Annotated in this window: 20 protein-coding genes and 2 pseudogenes; 7 read left to right on the plus strand and 15 right to left on the minus strand. The window is 62.6% G+C overall.

The window, feature by feature from the left end:
- Window positions 1–46 precede the first annotated feature (46 nt).
- The 9 genes and pseudogenes from MSP7336_RS24540 to MSP7336_RS01865 all read right to left on the minus strand — a co-directional run.
- A pseudogene (locus MSP7336_RS24540) lies at window positions 47–156 on the minus strand (type II toxin-antitoxin system VapC family toxin); the annotation flags it as partial.
- 416 nt (window positions 157–572) lie between these two features.
- Window positions 573–1,004, minus strand: a complete 432-nt coding sequence (locus tag MSP7336_RS01835) for a hypothetical protein (RefSeq protein ID WP_113962920.1) — start codon at window positions 1,002–1,004, stop codon at window positions 573–575.
- Between the two features lie 36 nt (window positions 1,005–1,040).
- Window positions 1,041–2,798 (minus strand): hypothetical protein, encoded by a 1,758-nt coding sequence (locus MSP7336_RS01840; RefSeq protein WP_113962921.1) that lies wholly within the window; start codon window positions 2,796–2,798, stop codon window positions 1,041–1,043.
- 2 nt (window positions 2,799–2,800) lie between these two features.
- Window positions 2,801–3,127: a WXG100 family type VII secretion target gene (locus MSP7336_RS01845; RefSeq protein ID WP_113962922.1), complete on the minus strand. Its 327-nt coding sequence runs from the start codon at window positions 3,125–3,127 to the stop codon at window positions 2,801–2,803.
- Between the two features lie 262 nt (window positions 3,128–3,389).
- Complete coding sequence (gene murQ / locus MSP7336_RS24615; RefSeq protein WP_425325760.1) at window positions 3,390–4,292, minus strand: N-acetylmuramic acid 6-phosphate etherase; 903 nt, start codon at window positions 4,290–4,292, stop codon at window positions 3,390–3,392.
- An 81-nt stretch (window positions 4,293–4,373) separates the two neighbouring features.
- Window positions 4,374–5,111, minus strand: a pseudogene (locus MSP7336_RS24620) (BadF/BadG/BcrA/BcrD ATPase family protein); the annotation flags it as partial.
- Between the two features lie 79 nt (window positions 5,112–5,190).
- A complete protein-coding gene (locus MSP7336_RS01855) occupies window positions 5,191–6,243 on the minus strand; it encodes a S1C family serine protease (protein WP_244917395.1) in 1,053 nt (350 codons plus the stop codon).
- 105 nt (window positions 6,244–6,348) lie between these two features.
- Complete coding sequence (locus MSP7336_RS01860) at window positions 6,349–6,831, minus strand: HNH endonuclease (protein WP_142706712.1); 483 nt, start codon at window positions 6,829–6,831, stop codon at window positions 6,349–6,351.
- Between the two features lie 64 nt (window positions 6,832–6,895).
- Entirely contained in the window at window positions 6,896–7,321 is a 426-nt protein-coding gene (locus MSP7336_RS01865; protein WP_113962924.1) for a very short patch repair endonuclease, read from the minus strand.
- Window positions 7,322–7,383: 62 nt separating this feature from the next.
- On the opposite strand from MSP7336_RS01865, the gene MSP7336_RS01870 reads away from it, so the two are divergent.
- Both MSP7336_RS01870 and MSP7336_RS01875 read left to right on the plus strand, forming a co-directional pair.
- The gene (locus MSP7336_RS01870) at window positions 7,384–8,556 is read left to right on the plus strand and encodes a DNA cytosine methyltransferase (protein ID WP_113964724.1); all 1,173 of its coding nucleotides are present in this window, start codon (window positions 7,384–7,386) and stop codon (window positions 8,554–8,556) included.
- 64 nt (window positions 8,557–8,620) lie between these two features.
- On the plus strand, window positions 8,621–9,358 hold the full coding sequence (locus tag MSP7336_RS01875) for a GIY-YIG nuclease family protein (protein WP_244917396.1): 738 nt from the start codon (window positions 8,621–8,623) through the stop codon (window positions 9,356–9,358).
- 89 nt (window positions 9,359–9,447) lie between these two features.
- Here MSP7336_RS01875 and MSP7336_RS23650 read toward each other — a convergent pair whose 3' ends face one another.
- The 4 genes from MSP7336_RS23650 to MSP7336_RS01890 all read right to left on the minus strand — a co-directional run bounded on the left by MSP7336_RS23650 (window position 9,448) and on the right by MSP7336_RS01890 (window position 19,794).
- The gene (locus MSP7336_RS23650; protein WP_181786505.1) at window positions 9,448–9,588 is read right to left on the minus strand and encodes a hypothetical protein; all 141 of its coding nucleotides are present in this window, start codon (window positions 9,586–9,588) and stop codon (window positions 9,448–9,450) included.
- Window positions 9,589–10,441: 853 nt separating this feature from the next.
- Window positions 10,442–15,706 (minus strand): DEAD/DEAH box helicase, encoded by a 5,265-nt coding sequence (locus MSP7336_RS01880; protein ID WP_113962925.1) that lies wholly within the window; start codon window positions 15,704–15,706, stop codon window positions 10,442–10,444.
- A gap of 7 nt (window positions 15,707–15,713) precedes the next feature.
- Entirely contained in the window at window positions 15,714–18,518 is a 2,805-nt protein-coding gene (locus MSP7336_RS01885) for a hypothetical protein (RefSeq protein ID WP_142706715.1), read from the minus strand.
- 904 nt (window positions 18,519–19,422) lie between these two features.
- Window positions 19,423–19,794 carry an NYN domain-containing protein gene (locus MSP7336_RS01890; RefSeq protein WP_113962927.1) on the minus strand — a complete coding sequence of 124 codons (372 nt, stop codon included), beginning with the start codon at window positions 19,792–19,794 and terminating at the stop codon, window positions 19,423–19,425.
- 46 nt (window positions 19,795–19,840) lie between these two features.
- On the opposite strand from MSP7336_RS01890, the gene tpx reads away from it, so the two are divergent.
- The 4 genes from tpx to MSP7336_RS01905 all read left to right on the plus strand — a co-directional run bounded on the left by tpx (window position 19,841) and on the right by MSP7336_RS01905 (window position 23,367).
- Window positions 19,841–20,344 carry a thiol peroxidase gene (tpx, locus tag MSP7336_RS01895; RefSeq protein ID WP_113962928.1) on the plus strand — a complete coding sequence of 168 codons (504 nt, stop codon included), beginning with the start codon at window positions 19,841–19,843 and terminating at the stop codon, window positions 20,342–20,344.
- A 175-nt stretch (window positions 20,345–20,519) separates the two neighbouring features.
- Window positions 20,520–20,648, plus strand: coding sequence for a hypothetical protein (locus MSP7336_RS24400; protein ID WP_280524349.1), 129 nt, complete (start codon window positions 20,520–20,522; stop codon window positions 20,646–20,648).
- A gap of 11 nt (window positions 20,649–20,659) precedes the next feature.
- Window positions 20,660–20,908 carry a hypothetical protein gene (locus tag MSP7336_RS01900; RefSeq protein WP_113962929.1) on the plus strand — a complete coding sequence of 83 codons (249 nt, stop codon included), beginning with the start codon at window positions 20,660–20,662 and terminating at the stop codon, window positions 20,906–20,908.
- Window positions 20,909–21,009: 101 nt separating this feature from the next.
- Window positions 21,010–23,367, plus strand: a complete 2,358-nt coding sequence (locus tag MSP7336_RS01905; RefSeq protein ID WP_113962930.1) for a lysylphosphatidylglycerol synthase transmembrane domain-containing protein — start codon at window positions 21,010–21,012, stop codon at window positions 23,365–23,367.
- Here the strand turns inward: MSP7336_RS01905 and MSP7336_RS01910 are convergent, their stop codons facing one another.
- Window positions 23,368–24,303 carry an SAM-dependent methyltransferase gene (locus MSP7336_RS01910; RefSeq protein WP_113962931.1) on the minus strand — a complete coding sequence of 312 codons (936 nt, stop codon included), beginning with the start codon at window positions 24,301–24,303 and terminating at the stop codon, window positions 23,368–23,370.
- Window positions 24,304–24,573: 270 nt separating this feature from the next.
- Between MSP7336_RS01910 and MSP7336_RS01915 the strand changes: the two genes are divergently transcribed.
- The gene (locus tag MSP7336_RS01915) at window positions 24,574–25,053 is read left to right on the plus strand and encodes a hypothetical protein (protein WP_069396871.1); all 480 of its coding nucleotides are present in this window, start codon (window positions 24,574–24,576) and stop codon (window positions 25,051–25,053) included.
- Here MSP7336_RS01915 and MSP7336_RS01920 read toward each other — a convergent pair.
- Window positions 25,050–25,796 (minus strand): Mut7-C RNAse domain-containing protein, encoded by a 747-nt coding sequence (locus MSP7336_RS01920; protein WP_069396872.1) that lies wholly within the window; start codon window positions 25,794–25,796, stop codon window positions 25,050–25,052. The genes MSP7336_RS01915 and MSP7336_RS01920 overlap by 4 nt on opposite strands.
- Window positions 25,797–25,814: the final 18 nt, after the last annotated feature.

The following is a 25,814-nucleotide window of genomic DNA, read 5'->3' on the forward strand; positions in this document are numbered from 1 at the left end:
TCAGCCCGGGGATCCCAGTTCAGCTCGGATAACGGTTCACCCGCCACTGGGCCAGCGCATAGGAGTAGCAGTCGCCGAGGTTGAGCGTCGCGGGATGTCCACTGCCCTGCCGAAATCGCGGTAGGCCCGGCTCACGACGTCGGCTTGCTCCGCATCGAAAGGGCACGAGCTCGATCTGCCACTCGGTGAGCAGACGCTCGACTCAGTCTTTGATACGACATCAACATGGTCATGGTGTTGCGGTTCTCGACGCATATGGCGCGCACGCACTGATTAACGGTTGCTTTTCACCGGTCAATCACCAGGTAACGCGCTTTTACCGATCTGCTCAATGTCATCGACCGACTTCAACATAATGTGACTAAAAATTTCAGCAGTACCTATAACCAAAATGGCGCAGTCGTTGTTCAGGCATACTTTGATATGTGCATCATCTGCTTGCGAAACCGCAATCCCAGAAGCGTAGCCCTGCCTGTATAAGTCAGCACCGGACGGCCAGTTGGGCCCGGTGTTCGGCTTGGACGAAATTCTGCATTGCTTGTCAGCGCGATGGTGTACGAGGGCTCCCAGTATCAAGATTCTGTTGTCAGACGTCGGTACGACGCCGAACGTTTGCGCGCATTCGCCTCGCGCAAAGCAACGAGCTCGTCGCATATGCGAGCGATCTGTGACTCGTCTGAAAACAATCGTTCGACGCGTGGCAGATTGCTTGACAGCCAATTGGCCTCATCAACGGGTGCGACAACCTGAATCTCATTGCCGCCTTCCAGATACTGCCGGACGAGTGAAAGCCAAAACGAATTCTTGGCACTGCTTAATGGCACAACAGTGAAGTAGATTTGGCCGCGATCGTTGATGATATTCCATCTCAGTACATCACTTGTCAAAGAGATCGATGCATCAATCTCTGATAGACCTCTATTTTTTGAATCAGTAAAACGATAAGCGGGATTAAGATACAAGAATTCAACATTGTTAAGTATAAACTCAAGTAGCGTCTTCACGAACGACCTCCACTCGTAGGGGGAACTAGTGTACGACTATCGACAAATTGATATCCATGCGCTTCCAAGTAATCGACTTCCCGCTGCAGTAAATGTTCCAGTACGGACCTCACTAAACGGCACTGACAATGTGATGGTGTCACGGTTAGCGATTGCCATGTCGAGCACATGCTGATTTGCCGCAAGTCGTTCGGTGGGGGTAGCCGCATTCCACGCTTCCCCGATGTCGAAATAGCTGGCTCCGCGCTCCTGTGCAACTTGGATATACGATTGGCCGCCGTCGGCAGGGTTAAATGGCCCGAGGACAGTTTCGCCGCTGCCGGTGAGATGCTGCTCCGACAACGCCTGTAGCTGTGGACTCATATGATCCAACGGGTTGTCCAAGGTGAATGCAGGCGCAGGTGCGACAGAATCAGTCAGCTGCGCGTGCGCGACATCGCCGGTCGGTACCGGGGAACCGTGCGGTTCGCCGCTGGGCAGCGGATGGTCGTGCACCGGCGCCGGATGCTCACTCGCCGGCAACGGCGTCGGGTGCTCAGCGACAGCGCCAGCGGGTATATGGGACACGGGGGCATGGTCAGCAAGGTTCTGGGCGGCCAGTTCGGCGCGGTGTTCGGCTTGGACGACGGCGCGGGGTAGGACGTTGTCAGCGGTGACACCGGCCGCGGCGCCCGCTCCGGTTTCGACGGCTTCGCGGGTGAACAGTGCTCGCATGCCCTGCCAGGCGACTTCGGCGCCAGCTTTGCCGGCCATGGCGGTGGGGCCGGCGCCCACGGCGGTGAAGACCGCGTTCTGAAGCAACTCGTCGTTAGGAATGGCGCGGCCCTCATCCAAGATGCGGGTGCCCACCAGTTGGCCGTCCTTATAGGTGTAGTAGGCGTGGCTGCCCTGATCGAAGATTTCGCCGGTGCCGTTCTTCAACGAACCGGTTACCTGCATCGTCTGGCCGTTAAGGCTGTAGCTGAACAGCAGCTTGCCATCCGGGCCGATGCTCATCGATTTGGGGTCGATGCCCGAATAGTCAGGAACCTTGCCCAACTCATCGAGTGCAGTGGCCAGATTCTTCTTCAGCTCAGGCAGTTTCGCCAGTGCGGTTTGGGCTTCCGGGCTGCCGGCCCCGTGCGTGTAGGCGTCTTTCGACGCCTCATCGAGGGCTTTTTGAGCGGCCTTGACCTTGGCCATGGCGTCGACAACAGCTTGGTCGTTCGCGCGCCCAAGGTCAGCCAATGTGGAGGCAGCAGTCGGGGCGTTCGGATCCGAGGGCCGGTCGCCGGATTGCTCGGTAACCGGTGATTCAGCAGCGGTGGCCGCTCTGAGCACAGCCGCCAAATCGGCGTCGGCTTTCTCCGCAGTAAGAAGTAACGACGCTATTTTTTGTTGCAGCGCTTCGACTTTGGCCGTGACCCTCGCTACGTCCTCGTCAGTCCACCCGCTCGTGTCCGGCGGCATGACCACATTAGTTGCGGTGTCGATGTGCACCGCCGGCGCAGCGTTCGCCTCGGCGAAGATGTCATTGAGTTCCTTTTTGACCGCCGCGGCTTCCTCATAGGCGTGCCCCGCGCCAGCCCACACCCGAAACGCGTTCTGCGCCGACAGCTCCATCCGGGTGCTCTTCTCGGTGCCAGCGTCTTTGGCGGCTTGCGCGGCCTCGCCGCGCCAGGTGGCGAACACCGGCAGGTTGGCGATGTTTCGCGCGGCTTCCCGGCTGTGCCGTGCCCGCGACGCGGCAGCCTCGCCGAGCTCATTGATCTGTTCGGGATCCCACTCCTGCAGATCGGCGAGGCACAAGCCCACCCTCAGATGCCCATCCGCTCAGCCACATCTGACGCCGCGGCATCAAGAGTTGTGGCCGCGTCAGTGTCGGCGGTCTCATATTTAGCCGCAGCCGCCAGCAAGTCCTCGCCGTGCTGGCGAAGTTCACGGTGATGGCTGGCGCTCTCTTCCTTCCAATGCGCCGCCAACCCGGCTAACGCCGCCGCACTCTCCCCGATAAATCCGTTTTGGGCAGCGGCGATCCGCTCATTGGCAGCCACATGCCCCGCTAAGAACGATTCAGCCTGCTCATCAACTTGCTTACCGGCCGCCCGTACACCTACCGGGTCAACCCGCAAATCTTCGTCCATAACGAAATACCCTGGTCTCGCATCCGCCACCGGTCCGATTTGGCAAGAGTTTACCGCTCCCTCAACATCACCCAGTGCGGCAAAATTTGTCAGGTCGTCTACCGACGGTGCCGATTGTTTTCGGGTTTAGACGCGACCCAAATCCGATCCAGCAGATCGCGGTCGAGATTCAGTGACCGATACAGGTGCCCATCCCTATCCGATTGAGCCCCACGTACCACGTATTCGGTGCGCGAGTTCGCGCTGGAGATCGCTGGGACGGTTATCGATTCTTGAGCGCGTTGCGCACGCGTCCGCGCGCCCGGTCGAGTCGAGCCGCGGCCTCGGCCGCGTCGACACCTGCGAGCAGTGCGACGATCGCGGTCTTGGCGTGACCGCCCGTGGCAGCGAGCGCGGCAGTCGCGGCCTCCTCGTCGACACCGGCGGCATCTCGGACGATGCGCACCGCACGGCGGCGCAGCTTCGCGCTGGTCGGGCGGACGTCGACCATCCTCGGTCCGTAGACCTTGCCGAGCGCAATCATCACGCTCGTCGAGAGCGCGTTGAGCACCACCTTCTGGGCGGTGCCCGCGGTCAACCGGGTGGATCCGGCGAGAACCTCAGGGCCGGTGAGTAATTCGATCACGACATCAGCAGACGCCTCGCTGCCCGGGTTGTTGACGATCGCGACGGTCAGCGCGCCCACCGCGCGTGCATGCTCGAGCGCGCCCAGCACGTACGGCGTGCGGCCCGACGCCGTGATCCCGACGAGTGCGTCGGCAGCGGTCAGGTCAGCGAGATCGGCGGGATCGAATGCGTCTTCGGCGCCCTCGATCGCCTTGGTGAGCGCTGCCGGCCCGCCGGCGATCACACCGCGCACGAGGTCGGTGCCGAACGTTGGCCTGCACTCGGCCGCGTCGAGCACGCCGAGTCGCCCGGGCGTTCCAGCTCCGGCGTAGATCAGGTGCCCGCCCCGATCGAGCCGCGCGGCAATCGCTTCGGCCGCTGCCGCGAGGCGCGGGATCGCCGCCGTCACCGCGCCGTGTGCCTGGCCCTCGGCCGCGACGAGCAGCGCCACGATCTCGCCGATCGGCCGCGCATCGAGGTCGTCCAGGTCTGGGCGCACCGCTTCGGTGGTCAGTGCGTCAAGCCCCTGTGGCGCAAGGGTTTTGGGGTCCGCCTGCACGCGGATCACGTGCGGCTCGTGAATCGCCCCGAGTTGCAGCGCGCCGTCGAGCGCGTCGCCGGCGGCCGGGATAAGGTCGTCGAGCTGCGCGCGCAGCGCCTCGAACCCCGCCAACCCGCCGACCATCGCCACCGGACCATCGCCGGCGGCGCGGGCGGTCGCGGCGAGCAGCTCAGCGGCGGTGTGGACGATCGCCCGCGCCGTGGCGTCGCCCTCCAGTGCGAGGACGTCGGGCGCGAAGGATGCGAGCGCGGCGGCGTCGTTGAGCTGCGCAGGCCAGGTCTGCGGTGCGCCGAAGCGCGTGTGCGCGGCGTCGAGCAGCATGGTGGACGGCCCGCGGCCGTCGTAGGCTCGCAGCGCCGCGCGCAGGCCGGCGGCGCCGATCCACGCACCGCCGCCCTCGTCGCCCAGCCATGGACCCCAGCCGTCAGCGGTCCGCAGGGTGCCACCCGCGTCGATCGCGAGTGCGACCACGCCGGTGCCCACGATCAGCACGACGCCCGGCTGCCCGTTCAGCGCGCCGGCGTGGGCGATGACGGCGTCGCTGGTCACCGTAATCCGTTGGGCAGGCAGCAAAGTCAGCAGCGCGTTGCCCAGCGCTCGCGCCGCGTCGGGCGCGGCCAGCGCCCCGGCAGCCCCCACGATCACCTCGTCGACCGGGCCGAGCTCGCGTGCGACGGCCAGGATCGCCGCCTCCGCGGCTCGTACGCCACCAGGCGCGGTGAGCCCCGGCGCGCCCGCTCCCTCGGCCCGCCGGCCGCCAGCGGCGGCCCTGCAGGATGTCTTGCCGAGGTCGACGGCCAGGATCACCATGCACATCCTTGCAGCGCTCTAGCCCGTGCGACGGCCCAGGTTCATGCAAAGTTGTCAGCAGAAGCCGCCCCGGGTCCCCGGTTCTTTAGCCGGGTGTGGCGCCGATGGTCACCTTCACCTCATGACGCTCGCCGCGGCGGATGAACACCAGTGGTTGTGTTTCCCCGGGCTGAGTTTGGCGCAGCGCGGTCAGCACGTCCTCGATGGTGCGCACCGGCTGGCCGGCCAGCTCCACGATGACGTCGCCGGGACGTACCCCTGCCTTGGCCGCCGGCGCGTCGGGGTCCATGCCGAGCACCAGCGCACCCTGGTCCACGTCGAGACCGGAGAGGCGGCGGATCGCCGGCGTCAACGGCCCCAGCGACACCCCCAGGTAGGGGTGCAGCGCCTTGCCGTGGGCCAGCAGTTGATCGGCGATATCGAGCACCGTCGCCGAGGGGATGGCAAACCCCAGCGACACCGCTCCGGCGCTGGGCGGTATGTAGGCCTCGTTGATGCCCACCACCCGGCCGGTGGCATCGAGCAGGGCGCCGCCGGAGTTGCCCGGAGAGATCGACGCGTCGGTTTGGATCAAATCGACCAGCGACGGGTTTTCGGCCGCCGATCCGGGGATGTTGCGGTGCAACCCGGAGATGATGCCGGCGGTCACCGAGTGCTGAAATCCCAGCGGGCTGCCGATGGCCAGCGCCCGCTCGCCGGGCTGGGGCAGGTCGGTGCGAAACTTCGGCACCGGAAGGCCGGTGCGTTGGCTGCGCACCACTGCCAGGTCGGTGATCCGGTCGGTGGCCAGCACCTTGCCCGATGAATCCTGACCGTCGGCGAAGACGATGGTCACCTCGCGGGCGTCTCCCACCACGTGCGCGTTGGTCACCACGACGTCAGAACGCAGCACCACCCCGCTGCCCATCCGCGGCTTTGCCTCGATGGTCACGATGCTCGGGGTGACCTCCTTGACGACGTCGACGTAACCGCCGGGCGGCTCAGATGCCGGGGTCGGTGCGTTGGGTGCTGTTGTGGTCGGCGCTCCGGTGTTGGTCGACGTGCTGGGCTGGCTATCGCCTGGCCGCTGGTGTGCGCATCCGGTCGACAACGCCGCGATCAAGACCAGCACCGAGCTGAGCATTCGGAGTTTGGTCATTTGCCGGACCTTACCGACCCGTTCCACCGCAACGAGCTCGGACAAGAGCCCTGGGGCATGGGCTGGAACAGCTGCCCGAACCGCACGCCGGTATGTGCGGGCGAATTACAGCGTGTTCGACAATCTTTTGATCTTTGAGGCAATGAGTGCCATGGCAACGGCACCGACGTCGTCGTAGAGGGCTTCAGCGACTTCTCGTAAATCGCCTTTTGGCTGGTAACCGTATTTGCCGAGGAACGCCTGCATTCGCGTGTACCGGTCACTTGCCTGCGCACCTGCCTGCTGAATCATGAAATCTTTCCAGTCACGGCCCTGCTTCGCGGCGTTGCATGCGCTGCACGCTGGAACGATGTTGCCCCAGGCGTGTAGACCCAGGCTGGACTTGTTCATGGGAATAAGGTGGTCCTGTGCGGTGGCGGGTGCCGCGTTGCAATAGCAGCACTTTCCGTCAAAGAACTCCTTAATGGTGGCGAAGTCCTTGCCACCCCGATATGGGATCAAACCCCGTTCCTTGTCGTACTCGGCACCCATTTCTTGAAGGAAAATCCTCAGTGCGGTGTTTGCGATATCAGCTCTGCCACGTGCCATAGCGTGCAGCCTATTGATTGTTGAGCAGGAAAGTCGCCAGCTGTGTGCTCTGGATAGACCGAAGTTAGGGCCGCGCCGCCGCGCCTGTCACGGCTTTCCGGATGGCCTCAGCCACGTCGGCGGGTGATTGGTGCGCCCAGAACCGCAGCACTGTCCAGCCCGCTGCCGCCAGCGTTTCGTCGGTCGCGATGTCGCGCGCCCGGTTTCGCGCTACCTTGGCGGTCCAGTAGCCGGCGTTGGCGCTGGGCTGGCGGTGGTGGTCAGGACACCCATGCCAGAAACAGCCGTCGACGAACACAGCCACGCGCCGCCGCGTGAACACCAAATCAGCGGTTCGGCGGAGCGTCGGCAGCGGTCGGGTGTTGACGCGGTAGCGCAGACCCATTCCGTGAACCAGCCTCCGCACGGCTAGCTCGGGGGCGGTGTCGCGGCTCCGGTTGCCCTGCATCGACCGCCGCGCGTGGTCGCTTGATGCCCACGATTCGGCCACGATAGCAACGCTATCGGAGCGCCGCGCAGGATTTGTGGGTGCTCGGCGATAATGTGCTGCGCGTGGGGAACGTGACTCAGCTTCGCAACACCCGCTCCAAGCCGAAGGCCATCGAGTTTTTCGCAGGGATCGGCCTCGCGCGCATGGGCCTAGAGAAGGCCGGTTTCGAGGTGGTCTGGTCCAACGACTACCAGCCTGACAAACGGGACATGTACGTCGCGCACTTCGGCGAGTCCGACGGCCACACTTTCGCGCTAGGCGACATCGCTGACATCAAAGCCTCCGATCTGCCGACCGACGCCGTGCTGGCATGGGCATCCTCTCCCTGCACTGACTTGTCTCTCGCAGGGTGGCGGGCCGGTCTGGCAGGTGCTGAGTCTGGCGTCTTCTGGCACTTCGTCGAACTGCTGCGGCTCTTAGAGGCCAGCCGTCCGAAGGTCGTGGTGCTGGAGAACGTAACCGGGCTAGCCACGTCCCACGGCGGTGACGACCTCGCCGCCGCGATCCGAGGGTTCAACGACCTCGGCTACTCCGTTGACGTGCTGACGCTGGACGCACGCCGTTTCCTTCCGCAGTCGCGCCCACGCATGTTCGTCATCGGCGCGCAGAATCCGCCGCCCGACACTACCGAGCCGCACTCGGAGCTCCGCCCCGATTACCTCCAGTGGGTGTTCGGCGACCCGAGTCTGCGCACTCATCGGGCACATTTGCCGTCTCCGCCCGCGCCCCGCATCAAGGGTCTGTCCGCGCTCATCGAGGACATACCCATCGGCGATGAGCGGTGGTGGGACGCCGAGCGAACGGCGGCATTCGTGGCGTCGCTGTCGCCTATGCAGCGCCAGCGGGTGGCCGAACTCAAGCGGGCCAAAGGCGTCACGTACCGCACGGCCTATCGGCGCACCCGCGCCGGCGTGGCCGTCTGGGAGGTCCGGCCCGATGACATTTCCGGCTGTCTTCGCACAGCGCGCGGCGGCTCATCGAAGCAAGCCGTGGCCCGGCTAGGCAACAAGCGTCTCGAGGTGCGGTGGATGACGCCGTTGGAGTACGCGAGGCTGATGGGCGCGGGCACGTACAACCTCGATGGCGCTCGGACTAACCAAGCTTTGTTCGGGTTCGGCGACGCGGTAGCGGTGCCGGTCGTGCGTTGGCTCGGCGTCAACTACCTGATGCCGCTGCTGCGCGGCGAGCTGGCAGCGCCGCTGACGGACCTGGAGCTGTCGGCGAGTGTCCAGTAAGAGTACGGCGTCACCCAGTCCGAAGCCGAAGCGGCCCGCGAAGTCGTCGCTGCCTGCGCCCGACGTGCGGAGCTTCCGCCAGCGGCTGAGGGCATTCCTCGAGCAGCAGGACGACCAGGGACGAAAGTGGTCGAACGCCAAGTGGGGCGTCTACGCTTTCTACGATTACGATGGCGAGCCAATCTATGTCGGCCAGACCAACGAGAAGCTGCGCACCCGCATCCGTCGGCATCTGACCAACCAGCGTAGCGATGCGGTCGCGATGCGCATCCTCGACGTGTTCGAGGTGGCTGAGGCCGAGATGTGGCCGCTGTGGGACATGGAGGGCGTTAGCGCGAAGAACAAGGAAGCCAAACGCGCGCTCGATGCATACGAGTACACCGCCTATCTCAACGCGATTGAAGAGTCACGGTTTAAGGCGATCCTGAACGAGAAGATCCCGCCTGTGTCGGAGACGGTCGAAATGCCGCCGTCACTTCGGTGGTCGTTGATTGACGAGGAGGTGTGCGAGGAGCGAAAGCATCCCGACATCCGCATCGCCCGGCGGGCGGAAACAATCTCGCGGTTGGCGGCGGTCGCTCGTGAGCGCGGTGAAGTGTCGGAGGGCCTACGGCGAGTGCTTGTCATTCAGGCCGTACGCCTAGCCTTCATCGCTGCCGAGCGTTTAGCTTACGCAGAAGGCCGCCCGCCGCCGGACCCGACTGCTATTGCCATTGAGCGCCTGGTCGGTTCAGTGCTCTACGAGTTCACCGATCCGTACGGCGAAGACAGCGTTGACGAGGAAGACGACACCAACGGCTGAGAGAATGCCATAGGATCACTTTTCACGTCCGAGCCACCCAGCATGTTGGAGCCTGCGCCGGATAATCCACGGCATGGCACTGTGAACCGTTACGCAAATCTCCGCGCCGGTTCCCCTACTACTTTGCTGCCGAAGAGGTTGAACTGGAAGCCGATCCGGCCGAGTTGCTCGACGATCCAGAAGCCATCGCCGATCTGACCTTTGCCAGCGACGACAAACGCTTCAGCCAAACCGGTAAGCTACTCGATCAGTTGCGCCGGTTCACATTCGAACACCAGGCGCTCGACCGTTTTCGGTGGCCGGGGGCAAAGTCATGATCGCAGCGGCCTTCGTCGAGGATCTTCTCGGTCGGCGAACCCAGCCCGGTGATACTTGCCCTTCAGATGTCTCTACGTCGTCGGGCGCGCTTGTACTCGCGAGATTTCTTGTTATGCGCCTTGCGGCATAGGTCGCACCGGCAGCCGGAGTCGTAGGCAGAGTCAGTGCCGTGCTTCCCAACGATTCGCCCCTCTGCGCGTAGGCGCTTCATGTACTCGGCGTGGATCAGGCGATTGGCTTCTTTACATTTGTCGCAGCGACAATAATGATTGCCGTACCCATTTATTGTGCCGTGGCGAGGATCGTCCGGTTTGAGCCTCGTTCGCTTTCGGGTCTGCTCCACGCACGCGATCCTATGACATACGGAACTCAATCACAGGCACACCGGTGTGGGGCTCCGCTCAGTCGATGTTTCCTTGCCACCTTCAAAACGCAGGTGCGCGACGCCACTGCCGCGCGCGCCACGCGGATGCCGTTGATCGCTCGATACTGGGCCCACAACTAGACCATTTGTCGGGTGCCGATTCGCAAACTTGATCATCACGCTGCGGATATCAACGGGCGTAGGTGCAACGATTCTGCGTCCGCATCAACGTCAGTGCCCAGCGGCATCTCACAATCCCGGTTCGCAACACTGAGCTCCGGTCAACACAACTTAGACCGATGCCCAGCCGAGTCACCGAAATCGACGAGGCCGTCGCCCAGAAAGTCGTCGACATCCAAAACCGTCTTCTCGGATTCTCCCGATTGCTACCTTGCCCTCGTTCACCGAAGGTGTAGCCAGATCGCGAGGGGGTTTCGTCGGAAGGTGCGAATGTCCTCAACCGCCACATTTTCGAACTTCTTTTCAGCTTCATCAAATGCCGCCGCCTGCGCATCAGTGAATAACGCAGGGTCCAATCGCCATAGCGGGTGGCAGAGCATCACGCACTTCCCGTCACGAGTGATCAGTGGAATATCACCTATGTGCTCAACTTTCGACCCCATTAGCGCGTAAGCAGCTGTCTCAATCCATTTGGTCATCGGGGGAAGCGAACGGCGCACCGTTAGATTTGCGCCGGTGCAAAGCTCGAGCATATCGAGCGCGAGGCGCCAGTCGAGGAGTGCATGCTTTCGCGAATTATCGTATGAGCGCAGGCAGTCTGGGCAGGACGTGTCACAACGCTCCTCGTGGTCGGCACCATCCCACATGGCGCGCAGGTCGTCCAATGTGCTTTTTAGCAGCGTCTCGAAGTGGTCAGGCTGTCCTAGCTCGACAGCGTAGCCAGCGCCATTCGCAGCGGTATCCGCTAGGAATATCGCCGCGGCGACTTGGGCTTTGACGTCTGACTCTTCGGCACCGAAAAGCGGCAGCCTCAAGGGTGTAAGGCCGGTAGTCAATTCGCTCGGGTCAAGGTCGAGGAGCACCTCGGCGCCACGGCGAAGTGCCTCAGCCAAAGACGTGTACGCCGCCCGGCCGGATGGCTGGTCATACAGCGCCACTGCACCAGTCTTCACGTCGAGCCGCTTTGGGGTCACTAGCAACGCGTCTGTGACTCGAATTTCACCAATTACATTGAGGGCCGGGCTTCCCGCTGCTCCGGGCTCCGCAAGCACGGTCCCGTCAGGTTCGTGAGTCAACACATAGCCGCGGCCAAGGTTATCGTTGATCGACACAAGCCTGCTCTGCGAGTAGAGGTCGAGATCCACCCGACACACTTCGGCGCGGTCCGTCGGGAGCACGTTTGGAGTCAACGTGGGACTACCCGCTCCGCGCAAGACGTCGAGATCATCATCAAACGGCCGAGGCCGATAGTCGGTTCGGAAGCCTCGAGGCTCATACAGCACCACCCGTTGGAGTGTCTCGTGGCAGGCACCACAGATTGTTTCGACACCGAACTCGGTTCGTCCACATCTCGGACAGCGACCGAGGGGGTGCGGCGTGCCCAACGGATCGACCGATTGCACGAGTTTTCCCTTGGGTATATAGGCAGCAAAGCCGGCAACTTTGTGGACCAACCCGTCCTTTACTACCTGCGCGCCCGGCGCAAACGAGCTGATTGCCATGTCGAGCGCTCGGTCGCTGATGACGTTGTCCCGCATAGCGGTACGGTTCCTGATTGGTGCACTCCATAGACTTCGTACGCGGGTGGGGAACCCGAACATGGGCAGTATGCCATTCCTCGCCAGTGCTGCGCTGAGTTCAGTTTCAGCTGAACCGCTTTCGAGAGCAACTACAGCATCGATCTCACTCACAAGTGAAGACTTTAACCATTGCTTGATCTCGGAGACCGACGTCAGATCTAGTGGTGTGTGCGCGGCCAAGCGGTCAACGATGTCGTCGACGCAGGTCGCCGACGCTAACCATTGAGCCACGTCTGGTCGGAACCTGGACCACTCTTGCATTTGACCAAAACACCCGTGATTGCTCTGTGGCGTCCACTCGGGGCCATGTTGCAACGACGAGAAGGCTTCGAATAGGCATTCACTGGCCGCTACACGCTGTACGATCTGCTTTCTACCTAGGTCGAGAAACGGCTGCGGCGGGTTGTCTCCAGTGATGCGATCCGTTCTATTGAAGTAGTACTCGTCATGGGTGCGGTCGCGACACACCGTCACCGCGAAACTCAGTGCTTGTCCCGACCGACCTGCTCGACCCACGCGTTGCTGATAGTTGAACCGCTGCGGCGGCATGTTGGCCATCATCGTCGACCGCAGTGTGCCGATGTCGACGCCGACCTCCATCGTCGTGGTGACAGACAAGACATCCAGCTCGTCTGTGAGCTCATTCTCTGTCAAGGTGAACGCACCCTTGAACCGTCGTTGGCGATCACGCTGAGCCGAAAGAGGCTTTGTCTGACCTGTAAGTTCCGCAATCGCAAGGCGCCGTGGCTCCTGATGCGCAAGCCACGCGTAATAGTCCTGTACTTCGGTTTGAGTTGCATCAACCAGCACGAGCTCTCGGCCGAAGCATTGCCTGTTCGCACAGACGCCAAGGCTTGGATGAAGATGATTAAAGTTGCAGCGCTTGCAGCGCCACATCTGCCCCGTTGCCGGCTCGAAAACCAGGCTCGAATCAGCGGACCCGGTCTTAAGCAGCCATCCAGCAATCGCTCGACCCACTGCCGGATCGGACGCCATTCCCTCCAATTGAAGCTCCAGGGCAGCCGCGTCATGTCCCAATTTGACTGCAACGGATTCGAGAAACCTCTTGATCGGTGACGGCATCAACGCCTCCGGGCGGATCCCGCCTCGCTCGCTGTTTTCCGTCCGGCCGAGCAGTCCTAGGATCCGTAAGACACTCGCGAGCAACTCAAACTGTTGATCATCGTCAAGCGGTCCAGCGACTGGCTTACGCCCATCAACCGAAATGAAAGCGATACCAACCGATTCAAGATCTCGTCGAGCCCGATCGAACGTGGCCTCGATGACGGATGTGCGCAGTGCGGCTTTCAGCTTAGCCTGACCCTGGGGCAGCGGTGGCCCGGTCCACAAACCCGGCTTGGGGGGATTGAAAGCGCGATACCACGGTGTGGTGCCGTCGACTCGATCTTCCAACGTCTGGTTATAGGGGTTTGGGCCGCCGGGGTTGGCGCCCAAGGAGACGAGTACATCGGCCACGCGCTGACACAAGTCGTTAAATGGTGTGCTTCGCGATTTGGCGAGCTCGGTGATAGCTTGCGCGAGTGCGCGCTCGTCTGATTCGTCTAGCTGTAGACCATTTTGCTGCTTTATCCTCGCGATTGCAGCGATTGCGAACCCACGCTCTTGCAAGGTCGCCATGGACGTCGCAATCATCGTGTCCAAAGTCGCGACCGGATCTGGCTTCGTGTTGATCTCTCGTCTGAGCACCAGTCGTATTAGATCGCGGTAATGGTTCCTCGCTACGCCTGCGGCGGTGCGAGCAGCATCGTCCCGGCTATCGGTGAATACGATCGTCTTGGCATCCATGATCGCTTCGCGGTCCGAAGATCCCGAAGCAAGGCAGCGAATGAGTTGCGAAAGATAAAGTTGGATTGCGGCTGTCGGACCACCCGAGTGCCCCCTGATGGGCGAAAATAGCTCTCCGGAGCGGTATTTTGACGGTACGCGAGAGATGAAGCCACAAGCCGGGCAACGGTCGGGAAGTGCTGGAATTCGATCTTCCGGCGCAGCACCAGCGATCGCTAGACTTATGCCAGTGGCATTTGGACCGTTAATCTCGGCGACGCCGAGCGCCGGGTTCCAGGCCGTGGGCGCGAATGCCAGCCGCACACCATCCTTGCTCCACTCGCGGGTGCTCGCGAGTTGTACACCCGGCCGATACCAAAAGAATTCTCTTGCAGGGCGGAGAAATACAAGCTTGCCACCTTGGTCTTCGGTGACGGGTCCGGGTGCCAGCAATACCTCGTTGCCACTCCGGTCTACGACGAATCCCCCCAGGCTGACGTCTCCACATTCATAGCAATAAAGAAGCTCGAGCACCCTAGAACCGCAGGACGCGCACGCAGTCAGCGGAGTGTTATACAAGCGTCCGACCTGGCGGTCTGTGGTGTCACCAATAATTCCGGGACATTCGGCATTGCTGCAAGCCCAGATACCTCGCGGATTACGCACGAAGACGTGACCACGGAGGGGTATCGACGAAGGGCTGGGGTCTGAGTCGGCGAGCTGCCGAAGTAGCTTTTCGACCAGTTCCACGGCATTGTCCGCGTTGGGAAATATGCGTTCGGCGATTGCGTCGACTGACTTGGCACGTATCCGTTGTTCATCTGGATCAGCGCAAGCCCCAGCTATGATGTGGGAAACCGTCGCTTCATCGAAAGCGCCCTCGTTAACCTGTTCGGGGCTGATCGTCTTTGGCGACTCGACGGCGAGTTGCCGACCTGGCTGGATAGTGAAAGTTTCGCGATCGAGTCCGAAAAACTGTTCGAGGTAATCCAGACCGCTCGCTGTATCGGTGAGTGACGCAGATGTAGAGATCACTCGAAGTTGCGGGCTATTCGGGGATAAGCCTAAGCGGCGCAATAGTGCACGGACGATCATGGCAACTTCACTGCCCTGGGTACCGCGATAGATGTGGAGTTCGTCTACGACCAGCGTGAAGACGTGATCCGGGCTGTTGCTCAACCAGGACGCTGTCTGCGCAAACATAGAATCTTCGAAATGCCGCATCATCATCGTGTTCAGCATTGAATAGTTGGTGACCAGCAAGTCCGGCGCGTGGGCGATCATGTCCCACCGGGTGACCATCTCACCGGATCGGGGATCCGTAAACTGGCTCAGATCGATCGTTGAATACCTTGCGGCACAGGATTTTTCGAGATCCGAATACTCCCTTTCGTATTGACACAGCTCAGCGGCAATCTCCCGGACCGCCGTTGCAGATTTCGGGGTCGCGCCCGATCCCGGGCTGCTACTGGTATAGCGCCCAAACCAGATCGGCTTGTTCGGGCAAGCCTCCCGCATACGGCGAACAGCCCGTCGCAGGCGAGTCATTTGATCTTCAACTAGGGCGTTGGTCGGGTAGAGAATAAGGCCGCGAATGGCGGCCGGACGCGTCTCGGGGTGGCGCATCGGCTGCCAATGAGGATCCGGCGAATCCCACCACCAGTGGGCTTCATGTTGGGCAGACCACGTCTCGGCTTCGCTGGCGAGGCGAAGCAGCAACGGCAATAGGAAAGCTTCCGTCTTACCAGACCCCGTCCCTGACGTCACCACCACATTTCGTTTGGGCGATTCATCTTGAAAGTGGTGGGCAATCGATTTCGCCTGATGCTCTCTGAGAGCAATGTCTACAGGGGCTATCCCCGGAAAGAGGGCGCTACCAACTTGTCTCGCGACGCTTTCGGAGATCCCTGAACTTCGAGCGACATCAAGCAGACGCTCGGTATTGGCGTAAGGGATAACCGGCTCAATCATGACCTGCCCAACGAGCGCACCGGGGCGTTCCAGCAACGCGCGTCTCTCGCGCATCACCGACTCGTCGTCGAGCCAGAACGCGGTGTCGAAATACCTGAGGTACGCGTCTCGTAGGCCGTTCGCCAGTGTAATGGGGGTGAGGTGTTCCACGGCTTTCCTAAGTAGTGAGGAGAGTAAACAGCAAGTCGGCAGCGTCCCCATCGACATTGTGGTACGCGATGCACACGCGTTTGCGGCTCTTCACCTCTAGCTTTGTAGGCACTGGAAGACTGCCTGAAATAGCGACGAGCGCGCGACCATAGAGGATGGGAAGGTTACATCCTTGCGGGAGAATCACACTGCGCCTTTGGGCGTTGTAGCTAGCCAAAGTCTTGCCTTGCATGTTGGCAGCCAGATGCTTGCAGAGGTACACCGGGGCGAGAGCAGCCACGTCAGCCTCAACGTCGGCTTCGGATCTGCAGATATATTTGGTTTCGAATCCGCGGCGTAGCCGATAAGCTCCTGGTGTAAAAGGGTCTCCAGTTGGACACCAAGCAGCCGTGCCGAGATCGAATCGCTCTGCCGATTGAAAGCCTGGCATCGGTATGCGGGGCAAGCCTTGCGCCACGGCCGATAACCTCGGGAGAGCGTGCAAGATTCGCGATCCCGCGGCATCGATTATTGACACCTCCGCGTCGTCGGCGCTCAGCAGCTCAACATCTTCCAGAGCGACACCCGCAATTGAGATCTGCGTCGGGCACCCCACCGGAGGCGCGGTCATCAGCTGACCGTCGGACTCAGAAACCCTCTTCAAAAATTGATTCCGGAGCTTCGGTGGCCAAAACCCCACCAATCTGTAGGCGTCGTCTGAACTCTGCGCTAAGCAAGAGGGCGAGATATTCCAGCGCATCGGTCGCCAGCCGTCATCGGGGTTACGCTCGACCGCGATGTGTCCGAGGGCCTCCAGGCGCCGCACAAAGTTATCAACGAACAGCGACGAGCCTTCTAACTGGAGCGCAATCGATTCCAGCGTGCTTATGGATCCGCCACCCAAATGCATAAGCGCGTCAAGTGCAGCATCCCAGTTCGGGCCGCTTTGCTCTGCTACAGCTGTTAAGTGGCTAACTTCAACCGCGCTGGTTGCGGCAGACCTATTCTTTCCCTGCCACCGATTGCGGCGCATCCAACCCGGATACCGTTTAACAAGGCCGCAGTATTTGCACACGCCCTCGATGAATCTCGGTTGGTGGCCTCCTAGGTAGGGTGGGAGTTGGATGTGGTGCGCTCCGGTGACGATGCATGACTTGGGATCTGGCGTCCCAATTTGGATGGTGCTCCGGGTTGATGCCGGTTGGTCCGCAGTCCAAGTGACCTCGCTAGACGCCCTGATGGTAGGGACCACCTCTGCCTCACCCGTCACCACCATGCCGTCAACACGAATGTCATCATCGTTCGATGAAGCTGAAATCGATCCAAGAGGATTCCTCAAGCCGTATGTCAACCGTGGAGTGTCCGACCACAAGACGTCTACGTTGTCACTCGAGCGGAGCCTTATCGACGCCTGCTGCACGGGGTTGTTCCGGGAACCGATGAACAGTGCCACCTGATAGTCGCCGTCTGTGAGCTCGATATCGCGTAGGCGCCCGACCAGAACACCGCTGTGAGACGTCCATTCCCAGATAACCTGATCCGATGATGCCTCCGTGAGAACTACGCGCAGGTGTGATTCGCTTTGAGCCGTAGCTCTTACTTCGGGGGGGTCCAGCGTCGACCACTTCCGGATTCGCGACGGAATCCGCAAACCGCCGGCGATGGTCAGCTGATTCCTAGCTAAGGGCAAAAGCTCATTGAGGCTCGTGTTGGTCGGTGCCGCGAAAAGCTGTACATCTTTGAAGAGAACCCACCCTTCCGGCACACCGGGAAGTTGCTCTACTTGTTGGAAGCCAGGTCGCGCCGCTTCATTGAGGATCTGTTGAACCGTCTCCACAACGGCGGTCTTCACTTTTGTTTGAGCTACACCTCGGACTAATAACAGCGAATCGACACCAATTTGCAGTCTCTCCGACTCGACGAATGCAGACTGCAACTCGTCGTAGACCAACGGGATGACGGTCCGCGGAAAGTGCTTATACTCCGTTCCATCCTCGTCGCCGGCATGGCGAATGCGAACCATGCCCTCGAGCATCGAGTGAAAGTCGATGGTCTCGCTGTATGCTGTCCGCCACAGGCCCGCGGTTCCTGGCGAAAATGTGATGGGTAACCAAGATCCCTGGGTAGACAGGACCTCCATCTGCCCGTCCATGTCGGACGTAATCGGGCGCAGCCCCAGAGAAATGTCCAAGGATGAATTCGTGAACCCCGTGCGGAGGTTCGCAACGACGAGGGCTCTCGACCAAAGAGTGGTAGCGGTAACCGGCGCAGCGCCTTGGATAACACCGTCCCAGTTGGCAAGCTCCACTGCGGCGACGGCAGCAATGCGTTCGTGGCTAGCGGTACGCGTCCATAGTCGACGAAGATTAGAGGTTGCGGGGGAACCCTCGGTGGTCAGCCAGTGATCGAGATAACGGATGAGGTCTTCCGGCGCGAGTTGCATGCCGGGGCTCAGCCCAAATTGGGCGAACATCAGGGGGAATTTTCGGCGGTCACCCTCGCGAACGAGAGCCTGCGACATCGGCAAACCCACGTATCGATGCGTCAGCGCATAGGCCGTGGGCAATCCACGCTCGCCGTTAAGGTCCTCAAGCCATGTGTTCAACGATCGCCAGAGGTACTCAGCATGCTTCGTATACTGCTGGCGCAGGATGGCATCGTCATCCCGGAGGCCGAGCAATCGGGCGAGCCGAGCGTAGTAGGCGTGGGGCGCTAAATCCTCTCGGGAATTGCCCATATCCTCGGCTGCCAGCACTGTGACCGCGAGAAAAGCCAGACAGGGCGGCGGCTGCTTGTGCTCCTCTCGCATCCAGAGTTTCGTGGAATCAACCACTGGCGAGAGCCGAAAGTGGCCAGCTCCATCCACCGTGATACGACGGACTGCGCCGGACAGAGCCTTCCGCGGGTCACTGCCAACGTGGTCTGCTAACTCGGCGATCCGTCTAAGCTCTGGGGCCTCCAAGTCCATATATGTGGGAACGGCCTCCGAACCCTCCGGGTAGACGACCTCCGCTATGCCCTGGTTCCACCTCAGGTACTCTTCCCATCCACTGGCTGTCATGCTGCACGAACCTTGTGACCTGGGCCCATAGCTGGCTGAGCGCGCTGATCCCACGCAGCGCTACCGCCACGGTCGCGTAGTTCACCGATACGGTCGCGCAACGATTGCGACTGAGGTTGGCCGAACACGCAGTCGAGCCGGGAATTTTCAACCATCCCGCCAGGCATTACTAACAGGTCTCCGCTTTGGGACTTGTCCACCAAGCATCCAGCCAAGGCCAAGTCCTTGTGGCCACGAAAACCGGCCCAACTCGTGCTCGGCGGAAAGGCGTCCGCAAAGAATTGCTCAACGAACGATGCCAAGCCATGGAAAATTCTAAGTGCATCGCCTATCGCAGAGTGATAGTCAACGCCGTCCATCGCCGCTCTCCTGCTCGTAATGTTCCGCAATCGCCGGCGGTGTGCCGAGCGCTTCCGCAGCATAGATTTCGGCACCGACAAGCCGGTCGGCGTTATGTAAACACGACCGCCTCTATTTTGTGATGGATTCCGGTACATAGGTACAGCTACGGCTCGCTCGCAAAACAGCATCCCCGCCAAACCCAGACGGGAGGCTCAGCCGCGCAGGTGTTTTCAGGTCCGCCGAATAGTGCCACCTACAACCAGGCAAATAGTCGCAGGTAGCGCCTCTCAAAAACACCAATCAAGATCAGGCCTGTTGGCCGGCGACTCGATACCTAACGCAGCGGGTCGACGAGATCCCGAAAGCTATTCCCCGGATGCACCGACGCACCCAAGCCCCGCACCCGCTCGGTCAACACTTTGTCCGACGTGACCACACAAATCTCCTCCGGCCGGGGATCGCCCTCCACCATCCGCACGATCTCGTCGTCCGCCGAGTTCGCGCCCGCCGCCGGCGCGAACGCCACCTTAATGGTCGACGACGAGATTGCCGATGGCCGTTCGAACACCACGGTCACCTGCTCGCCATGAGCCGACGCCCACCGGTCCAGGCTGTCGACCAGCGCCGCCATCGCGGCGCTCCGGTCCTGCCACCAGCCGTCGGGACGGCTCCCTATGACATTCATGCCGTCGACGATCCAGCGCATCGACCCACGTTAAGACCCGCATACACGGCTTGGCAGACTAGGGCCCATGGCACAGATAACTTTCCGCGGAAATCCGATCAATACAGTCGGCGAGCTCCCGGCCGTCGGCTCTCAAGCCCCCGACTTCACCCTGACCGGTGCCGACCTGAGCCCGGTCAAAAGCGACCAGTTCCGCGACAAGCCCCTGCTGCTCAACATCTTTCCCTCCATCGACACCCCGGTCTGCGCGACCAGCGTGCGCACCTTCAACGAGCGCGCCGCCAGCAGCGGCGCCTCGGTGCTGTGCGTGTCCAAAGACCTCCCCTTTGCGCAGGCGCGGTTCTGCGGCGCCGAGGGCATCGAGAACGTCAAAACCGGATCGGCGTTCCGCGACAGCTTCGGCGAGGACTTCGGCGTCACCCTGGCCGACGGCCCGATGGCCGGTCTACTCGCCCGCGCCGTCGTGGTGATCGGCACCGACGGCAAGGTCGCCTACACCGAACTGGTGCCCGAGATCGCTCAAGAGCCCAACTACGACGCGGCGCTGGCCGCGGTGAACTCCTCGGCTTAACTGTTTACCCCCGCCGCCAAGGTCGGATTTCGGCGACGGCCTTTCAGGTAAGCCGCTATGCAACCCGCGGCACCGACATCGACTCGTATCAGCCGGGAGCAGCGAGCGGCCACACCGGCAGTAGCCGCCTCGGTCACCAACGCTAAATGTCGTACTCGTCCAGTAGCTTCGCGACATGACCGAGGAGACATCGGCCGAACCATCGGTTGTGGCCGAAGCAGTGGCGTACAACGCCGAGTATCCCCGCGAGCGCGTTCTACGGCGGCCCGATCGAGTTGTGCCCCGGCGCTGGAAGCTGACCTGATAGGAAACCAGATGACACGTATATCGATAGCCCTGTCCGCGCTGCTGCTACCGCTGACGGTGCTCACCGCGGCGCCGGCCGCGGCAGACCCGTCCGACTGCTTCAACCCGCAGATGTGCGCGGACCCAGGTCAGGTCATCTACTGCCCCGACACGGGCGGGTACGTGACGGCGTTCTCCGGATCGTGTCCCTCGCTGAGTGTGGGGCCCTACCTGCCGGGAGGTTTGTCTCCCGACACCTTCCGCGACAGTGAGTCGTGAGCGGGTATAACCGGGGCCGTCGAGCGGGACATCGCTAGGTTTTGCGCGTGAGCATGCCCGGAAGCAGCGCCCGGACGCCGGCATCCGGTTAAGTTGTCCGCGTGCAAGTTGACGGGCGCGACGTCAGCGTTTCCGGCAACCTGCTGCAGCCCCTGACCCGGCGCACTAACGACATCCTGCGGCTGGTGCTGGCCGCGCTGTTTTTGGCGGCCGTGATCAGCGGTTCGCTGATCACCCGCCGCCAGTGGGTCTCGCTGGAACGATCGATTTCGCAGATCGTCGGGGTGCTCACCCCCACCCAATCCGATCTGGTGTACCTGGCCTACGGCATCGCGATCCTGGCGTTGCCGTTCTTGATCCTGATCGGGCTGATCGTGACCCGGCAGTGGAAACTGCTCGGCGCCTACGCGGCCGCCGGGGTCATCGCCATCCTGGTGCTGTCGATCAGCGGCAAGGGCATCGCGGCACCGCGCTGGCACTTCGATCTGTCCGATCGGCTGGCCACCACGCTCTCGCAGTTCCTCGACGACCCGCGCTGGATCGCGATGCTCGCCGCGGTGCTCACCGTGTCCGGACCGTGGCTGCCCGCGCGGTGGCGACGCTCCTGGTGGACGCTGCTGTTGGCCTTCGTCCCGATTCACCTCGTGGTCAGTGCGATCGTGCCGGCCCGTTCCTTACTCGGCCTGGCGGTGGGCTGGCTGGTCGGCGCGGCGGTCGTGCTGTTCAGCGGCACTCCCGCATTGGAGGTACCGCTCGACGGGGCGGTGCGCGCCTTGGCCAAACGCGGATTTCTCGTGTCGGCGTTGACGGTGATCCGGCCCGCCGGTCGTGGGCCGTTGGTCCTCTCGGCCGACGACGGCACGCCGATCATCGAGCTCTACGGCCCGCATCAACGCAGCGGTGGCGCGTTGCGCCAGCTGTGGCGCAAGCTGCGGCTGCGCGACACCGAAACCGCACCCCTGCAGACGTCGCTGCGCCGCGCGGTCGAACACCGCGCGCTGATGGGCATTGCATTTGGTTCCGCGGGGGTCTCCAACACCGAGACCATCGCCGTCGCCTCCCTCGACCGGGGCTGGACGCTCTACGCGCACAAGCCCGTTCGCGGCGCCCCCCTCGACCCCGAAACCACACCGGTCACCCGAGTGTGGGAATCGCTGCGCCGCCTGCACGACGAGCAGATCGCGCACGGCGACCTGCGCAGCAAGGTCATTACGGTCGATCATGGCACCGTGCTGTTCGGCGGATTCACCACCGCCGAATACGGCGCCACCGACGCCCAGCTGCAATCCGACATCGCCCAACTGCTAGTCACCACCTCCGCTTTGTACGACCCACAGTCGGCCGTGGCCGCGGCGATCGACACGTTCGGCAAGGACGCCGTGTTGACCGCGTCCCGGCGCCTCACCAAAACCGCTGTCCCCAAACGCATCCGCGACTCGGTGCCCGATCCGCGTGCCGTCATCGCCGCGGCCCGCGCAGAAGTGATGCGCCAAACCGGCGCCGACCAGATCCAGGCCGCGACCATCACCCGGTTCACCCGCGGCCAACTCATCCAACTGGTGCTGCTCGTCGCGCTGGTCTACGTCGCCTCCCCGTTCATCAGCACTGTGCCGACGTTCTTCGCCGCGCTGGGCAAAGCAACCTGGTGGTGGGCGCTGCTGGGGCTGGCCGTGTCCGCGCTGACCTACGTCGGCGCCGCGGCCGCGTTGTGGGCCTGCGCCGACGGCGCCGTCAGCTTCGGCAAGTTGTCAATCATGCAGGTGGCCAACACCTTTGCCGCCACCACCACCCCGGCCGGGGTCGGCGGTCTGGCCCTGAGCACCAGGTTTCTGCAAAAGGGCGGCCTAAGCACGCTGCGCGCCACCACCGCGGTCGCACTGCAGCAATCGGTGCAGGTGATCGTCCACGTCGTATTGCTGATCATCTTCAGCACCGCCGCCGGCGTCAGCACCGACCTGTCCCACCTCGTTCCCGGCGCCACCGTGCTGTATCTGATCGGCGGGGTGGCATTGGGCATCCTCGGCGCTTTTTTGTTCGTGCCCAAGCTGCGGCGCTGGTTGGCCACAGAGGTGCGGCCCAAACTCAAGGAGCTCACCACCGACCTCGTCGAAGTGGCCCGCGAACCCCGGCGTCTGGGGTTGATCCTGTTGGGTTCTGCCGGAACGACTCTCGGCGCGGCACTGGCGCTGTGGGCCAGCGTCGAAGCCTTCGGCGGCGGCACCAACTTCATCACCGTCACCGTGGTGACCATGGTCGGCGGCACCCTCGCTTCGGCCGCACCCACCCCCGGCGGCGTTGGCGCCGTCGAAGCCGCGCTGATCGGTGGACTGGCCGCGTTCGGCGTACCCACCGCCATCGGGGTGCCGTCGGTGCTGCTCTATCGGGTGCTGACCTGCTGGCTGCCGGTGTTCGTCGGCTGGCCGGTGATGCGCTGGCTCACCAAGAACGAGCTGATCTAGTCACCGCTGCGCGAACACGAACAAGCTTGGCGGCGCCGAGTCCTCGACCTCGGCGGGCGGACGACCGTAGGCGGTCATCAGTTTGTCGGCTGCCACCACCCACACCTCCCAGCCATGGTCGCGCAGCCACTCGCCGACGTCGGTGCGTTCCTCGAAGTACCACAGGTCTTGCACGTCCGGGATGTCGCGTTGCTGGCCCATCGCGGCGGCGAGTTCACGCACCCGCTGCATCTGTTCACGCTGGCGGGCATACGTCTCCCTATCGCCGAACCCGGGGCCCGGGGCCTCCACCGCGATCCGGCTGCCCGCAGCGCTGAGTGCATGCACCCGCTCGAACAACAGATCCTGCGCGGCCGCCGGCAGAAACGGAATCAACCCCTCCGCCGACCAGACGCTCGGCGTCGACGAGTCAAATCCGGCCTCCTGCAACGTCTTCGGCCAATCCTGGCGCAGATCGACCGCGACGTTGACCAGCTCGGCCGCGGGCTCGTCACCGTGTTCTTTGAGCGTCGACGACTTGAACTTCAACACCTTGGGCTGATCGAGTTCGTACACCGTCATGCCGTCCGGCCAGGGCAGCCGCCAGGCCCGCGAATCCAGACCCGCCGCCAGAATCACCGCCTGGCGCACCCCGGCGTTGGCCGCGTCGATGAAAACCCGGTCGAAAAAGGCCGTCCGCGAGGCCATGTAATTGAGCATCGACTGCATCCGCACCGGCAGATCCGGCTCGGCCTCCGCGATCTCCTCGGGCAGTTCGGGGGCCGCGAACCAGTTCCAGATGCCCTCCCCCGCGGCGTCGAGGAACACTCTCGCGAACGGGTCGCGAATCAGCGGCTCCTCACGCTCGGTTTCGGCCGCCCGGGCCGCCGCCACACCCAGCGCCGTCGCTCCCACGCTCTCGGTGATCCCCCAAGTGTCGTCGTCGCTGCGTGCCATATCCCGAACCTACGCGCCGTTCCTGTGAACAGGCTGGACTCCCGTTTGTCGTTATGCCACAAGCATTCTCGTAGAAGCGGGAAGGTCCCGCCGGCGGGACGGAATCCGCGGACACCGGAGGAGGTGGCGCCGGGCGGCCGCCGGCGGGACGAGATCCGGGCGCGACTCTCCCAGCCCCGATACAGAAGATACCGAGATATTAATTTTACACAAGTGCTATTGCCCCGCATTTATCGAACCGTTGCCGGCGCGACGTTCTACTGTGGGGACATGACCGAGAACTCACCCGCGATCACCCAATCGCATCCACCCGCTGCGGTCCTTCGGGTGATGAACCCGATCATGCGTGCACTTCTGCGTACTCCGCTCATGGGCGGAGCCCGCAAGCAGCTGATGGTGGTGACCTTCACCGGACGAAAGACCGGACGTCAGTACTCAATTCCCTTGAGCGCCCACCTTATTGACGACACCCTCTTTGCCCTCACCGACGCACCGTGGAAACGGAACTTCCGCGGCGGCACCACCGCGCAGGTTCTGCACGACGGCAAGACCACGACCATGCGCGGCGAGCTCATCGAGGAGCCCGGAGTGGTTGCGGATCTTTACCATCGCTGCGCGCAGTCGTACAGCGCCAAGCAAGCACAGCGCGCGTTGGGAATGAAATTTCGTGACAATCAGGTGCCGTCACTCGACGATTTCGCCGAGGCGGTTAATCGGCTGAACCTGGTCGCCATCCGGTTCACCGCCTAGATCTGGTCACGGAGCCGTTGCACCAGACCGACCAGACCCGCGTGATGTGAGCCCGCCCAGTAAATCCGCGCACATTCCGTGCAGCGACGAAAGTCGTCGTAGTAGCGGCGGGTCAGCGGTTCCAGCTGCTCGATCACCTCGTCCTTGGTGACGACGGCGAGCGTGCCGTTGCACCGCAGGCATCGGGTCAACGGCGCGACTCGCTGCGCCAAGTCCAGGCGGCGGATCACCTCGAGGGCCTGCTCCTGGGCGTGCTGAGAGTGCACGAACAGACCGTGGGTGATCGCGCGGCGCTTCAACAGGCCGCGATCCCGGGTCAGCAGGATCCGCTGCTGGTCCAGGCTGATATCGGTCAGCGTTTGGTCGTCGGCGTCGTTTGACCACCACACGTCGAAGCCGAGCACGCGCAGCAGCCGCGCCAGCCGACCGAGGTTCACGTCGACGACGAAGCGCGGGTCACGCAGCGGGGTCGGCCGTAGCCGGCCCGTCGCGGCGATGTCGAGCGCTTCGAACATCGGGTAGGCGGCGATGCGGTCGCCCAGCGCGGGGCGGTGGGCGAAGTCGACGGGTTCGCCGTTGACCAGGATGAGATCGACCTCGGTATGCGGGATGCCCATGGCCTCCAGCACATCCTTGACGGTCTGATGGGACCGGAACGGGCGCCGCGCGGTCACCCCGCGCGATTCGGGCTCCAGAAAGTCGTTGAGCTCGGCATACGCTCGCACGTCGACATAGCCGACCATTCCCTATTTTCTCATGCG

This window comes from Mycobacterium shimoidei (genome assembly GCF_900417275.1).
Taxonomy (GTDB): domain Bacteria; phylum Actinomycetota; class Actinomycetes; order Mycobacteriales; family Mycobacteriaceae; genus Mycobacterium; species Mycobacterium shimoidei.

Coding starts and splice junctions, on each gene's coding strand:
- MSP7336_RS01845 (WP_113962922.1), bottom strand. CDS start 3,127: ATGGACGAAGATTTGCGGGTTGACCCGGTAGGTGTACGGGCGGCCGGT.
- MSP7336_RS01855 (WP_244917395.1), bottom strand. CDS start 6,243: ATGACCAAACTCCGAATGCTCAGCTCGGTGCTGGTCTTGATCGCGGCG.
- MSP7336_RS01860 (WP_142706712.1), bottom strand. CDS start 6,831: ATGGCACGTGGCAGAGCTGATATCGCAAACACCGCACTGAGGATTTTC.
- MSP7336_RS24400 (WP_280524349.1), top strand. CDS start 20,520: ATGACCGAGGAGACATCGGCCGAACCATCGGTTGTGGCCGAAGCAGTG.
- MSP7336_RS01910 (WP_113962931.1), bottom strand. CDS start 24,303: ATGGCACGCAGCGACGACGACACTTGGGGGATCACCGAGAGCGTGGGA.
- MSP7336_RS01900 (WP_113962929.1), top strand. CDS start 20,660: ATGACACGTATATCGATAGCCCTGTCCGCGCTGCTGCTACCGCTGACG.
- tpx (WP_113962928.1), top strand. CDS start 19,841: ATGGCACAGATAACTTTCCGCGGAAATCCGATCAATACAGTCGGCGAG.
- MSP7336_RS01920 (WP_069396872.1), bottom strand. CDS start 25,796: ATGGTCGGCTATGTCGACGTGCGAGCGTATGCCGAGCTCAACGACTTT.
- MSP7336_RS01915 (WP_069396871.1), top strand. CDS start 24,574: ATGACCGAGAACTCACCCGCGATCACCCAATCGCATCCACCCGCTGCG.
- MSP7336_RS01890 (WP_113962927.1), bottom strand. CDS start 19,794: ATGCGCTGGATCGTCGACGGCATGAATGTCATAGGGAGCCGTCCCGAC.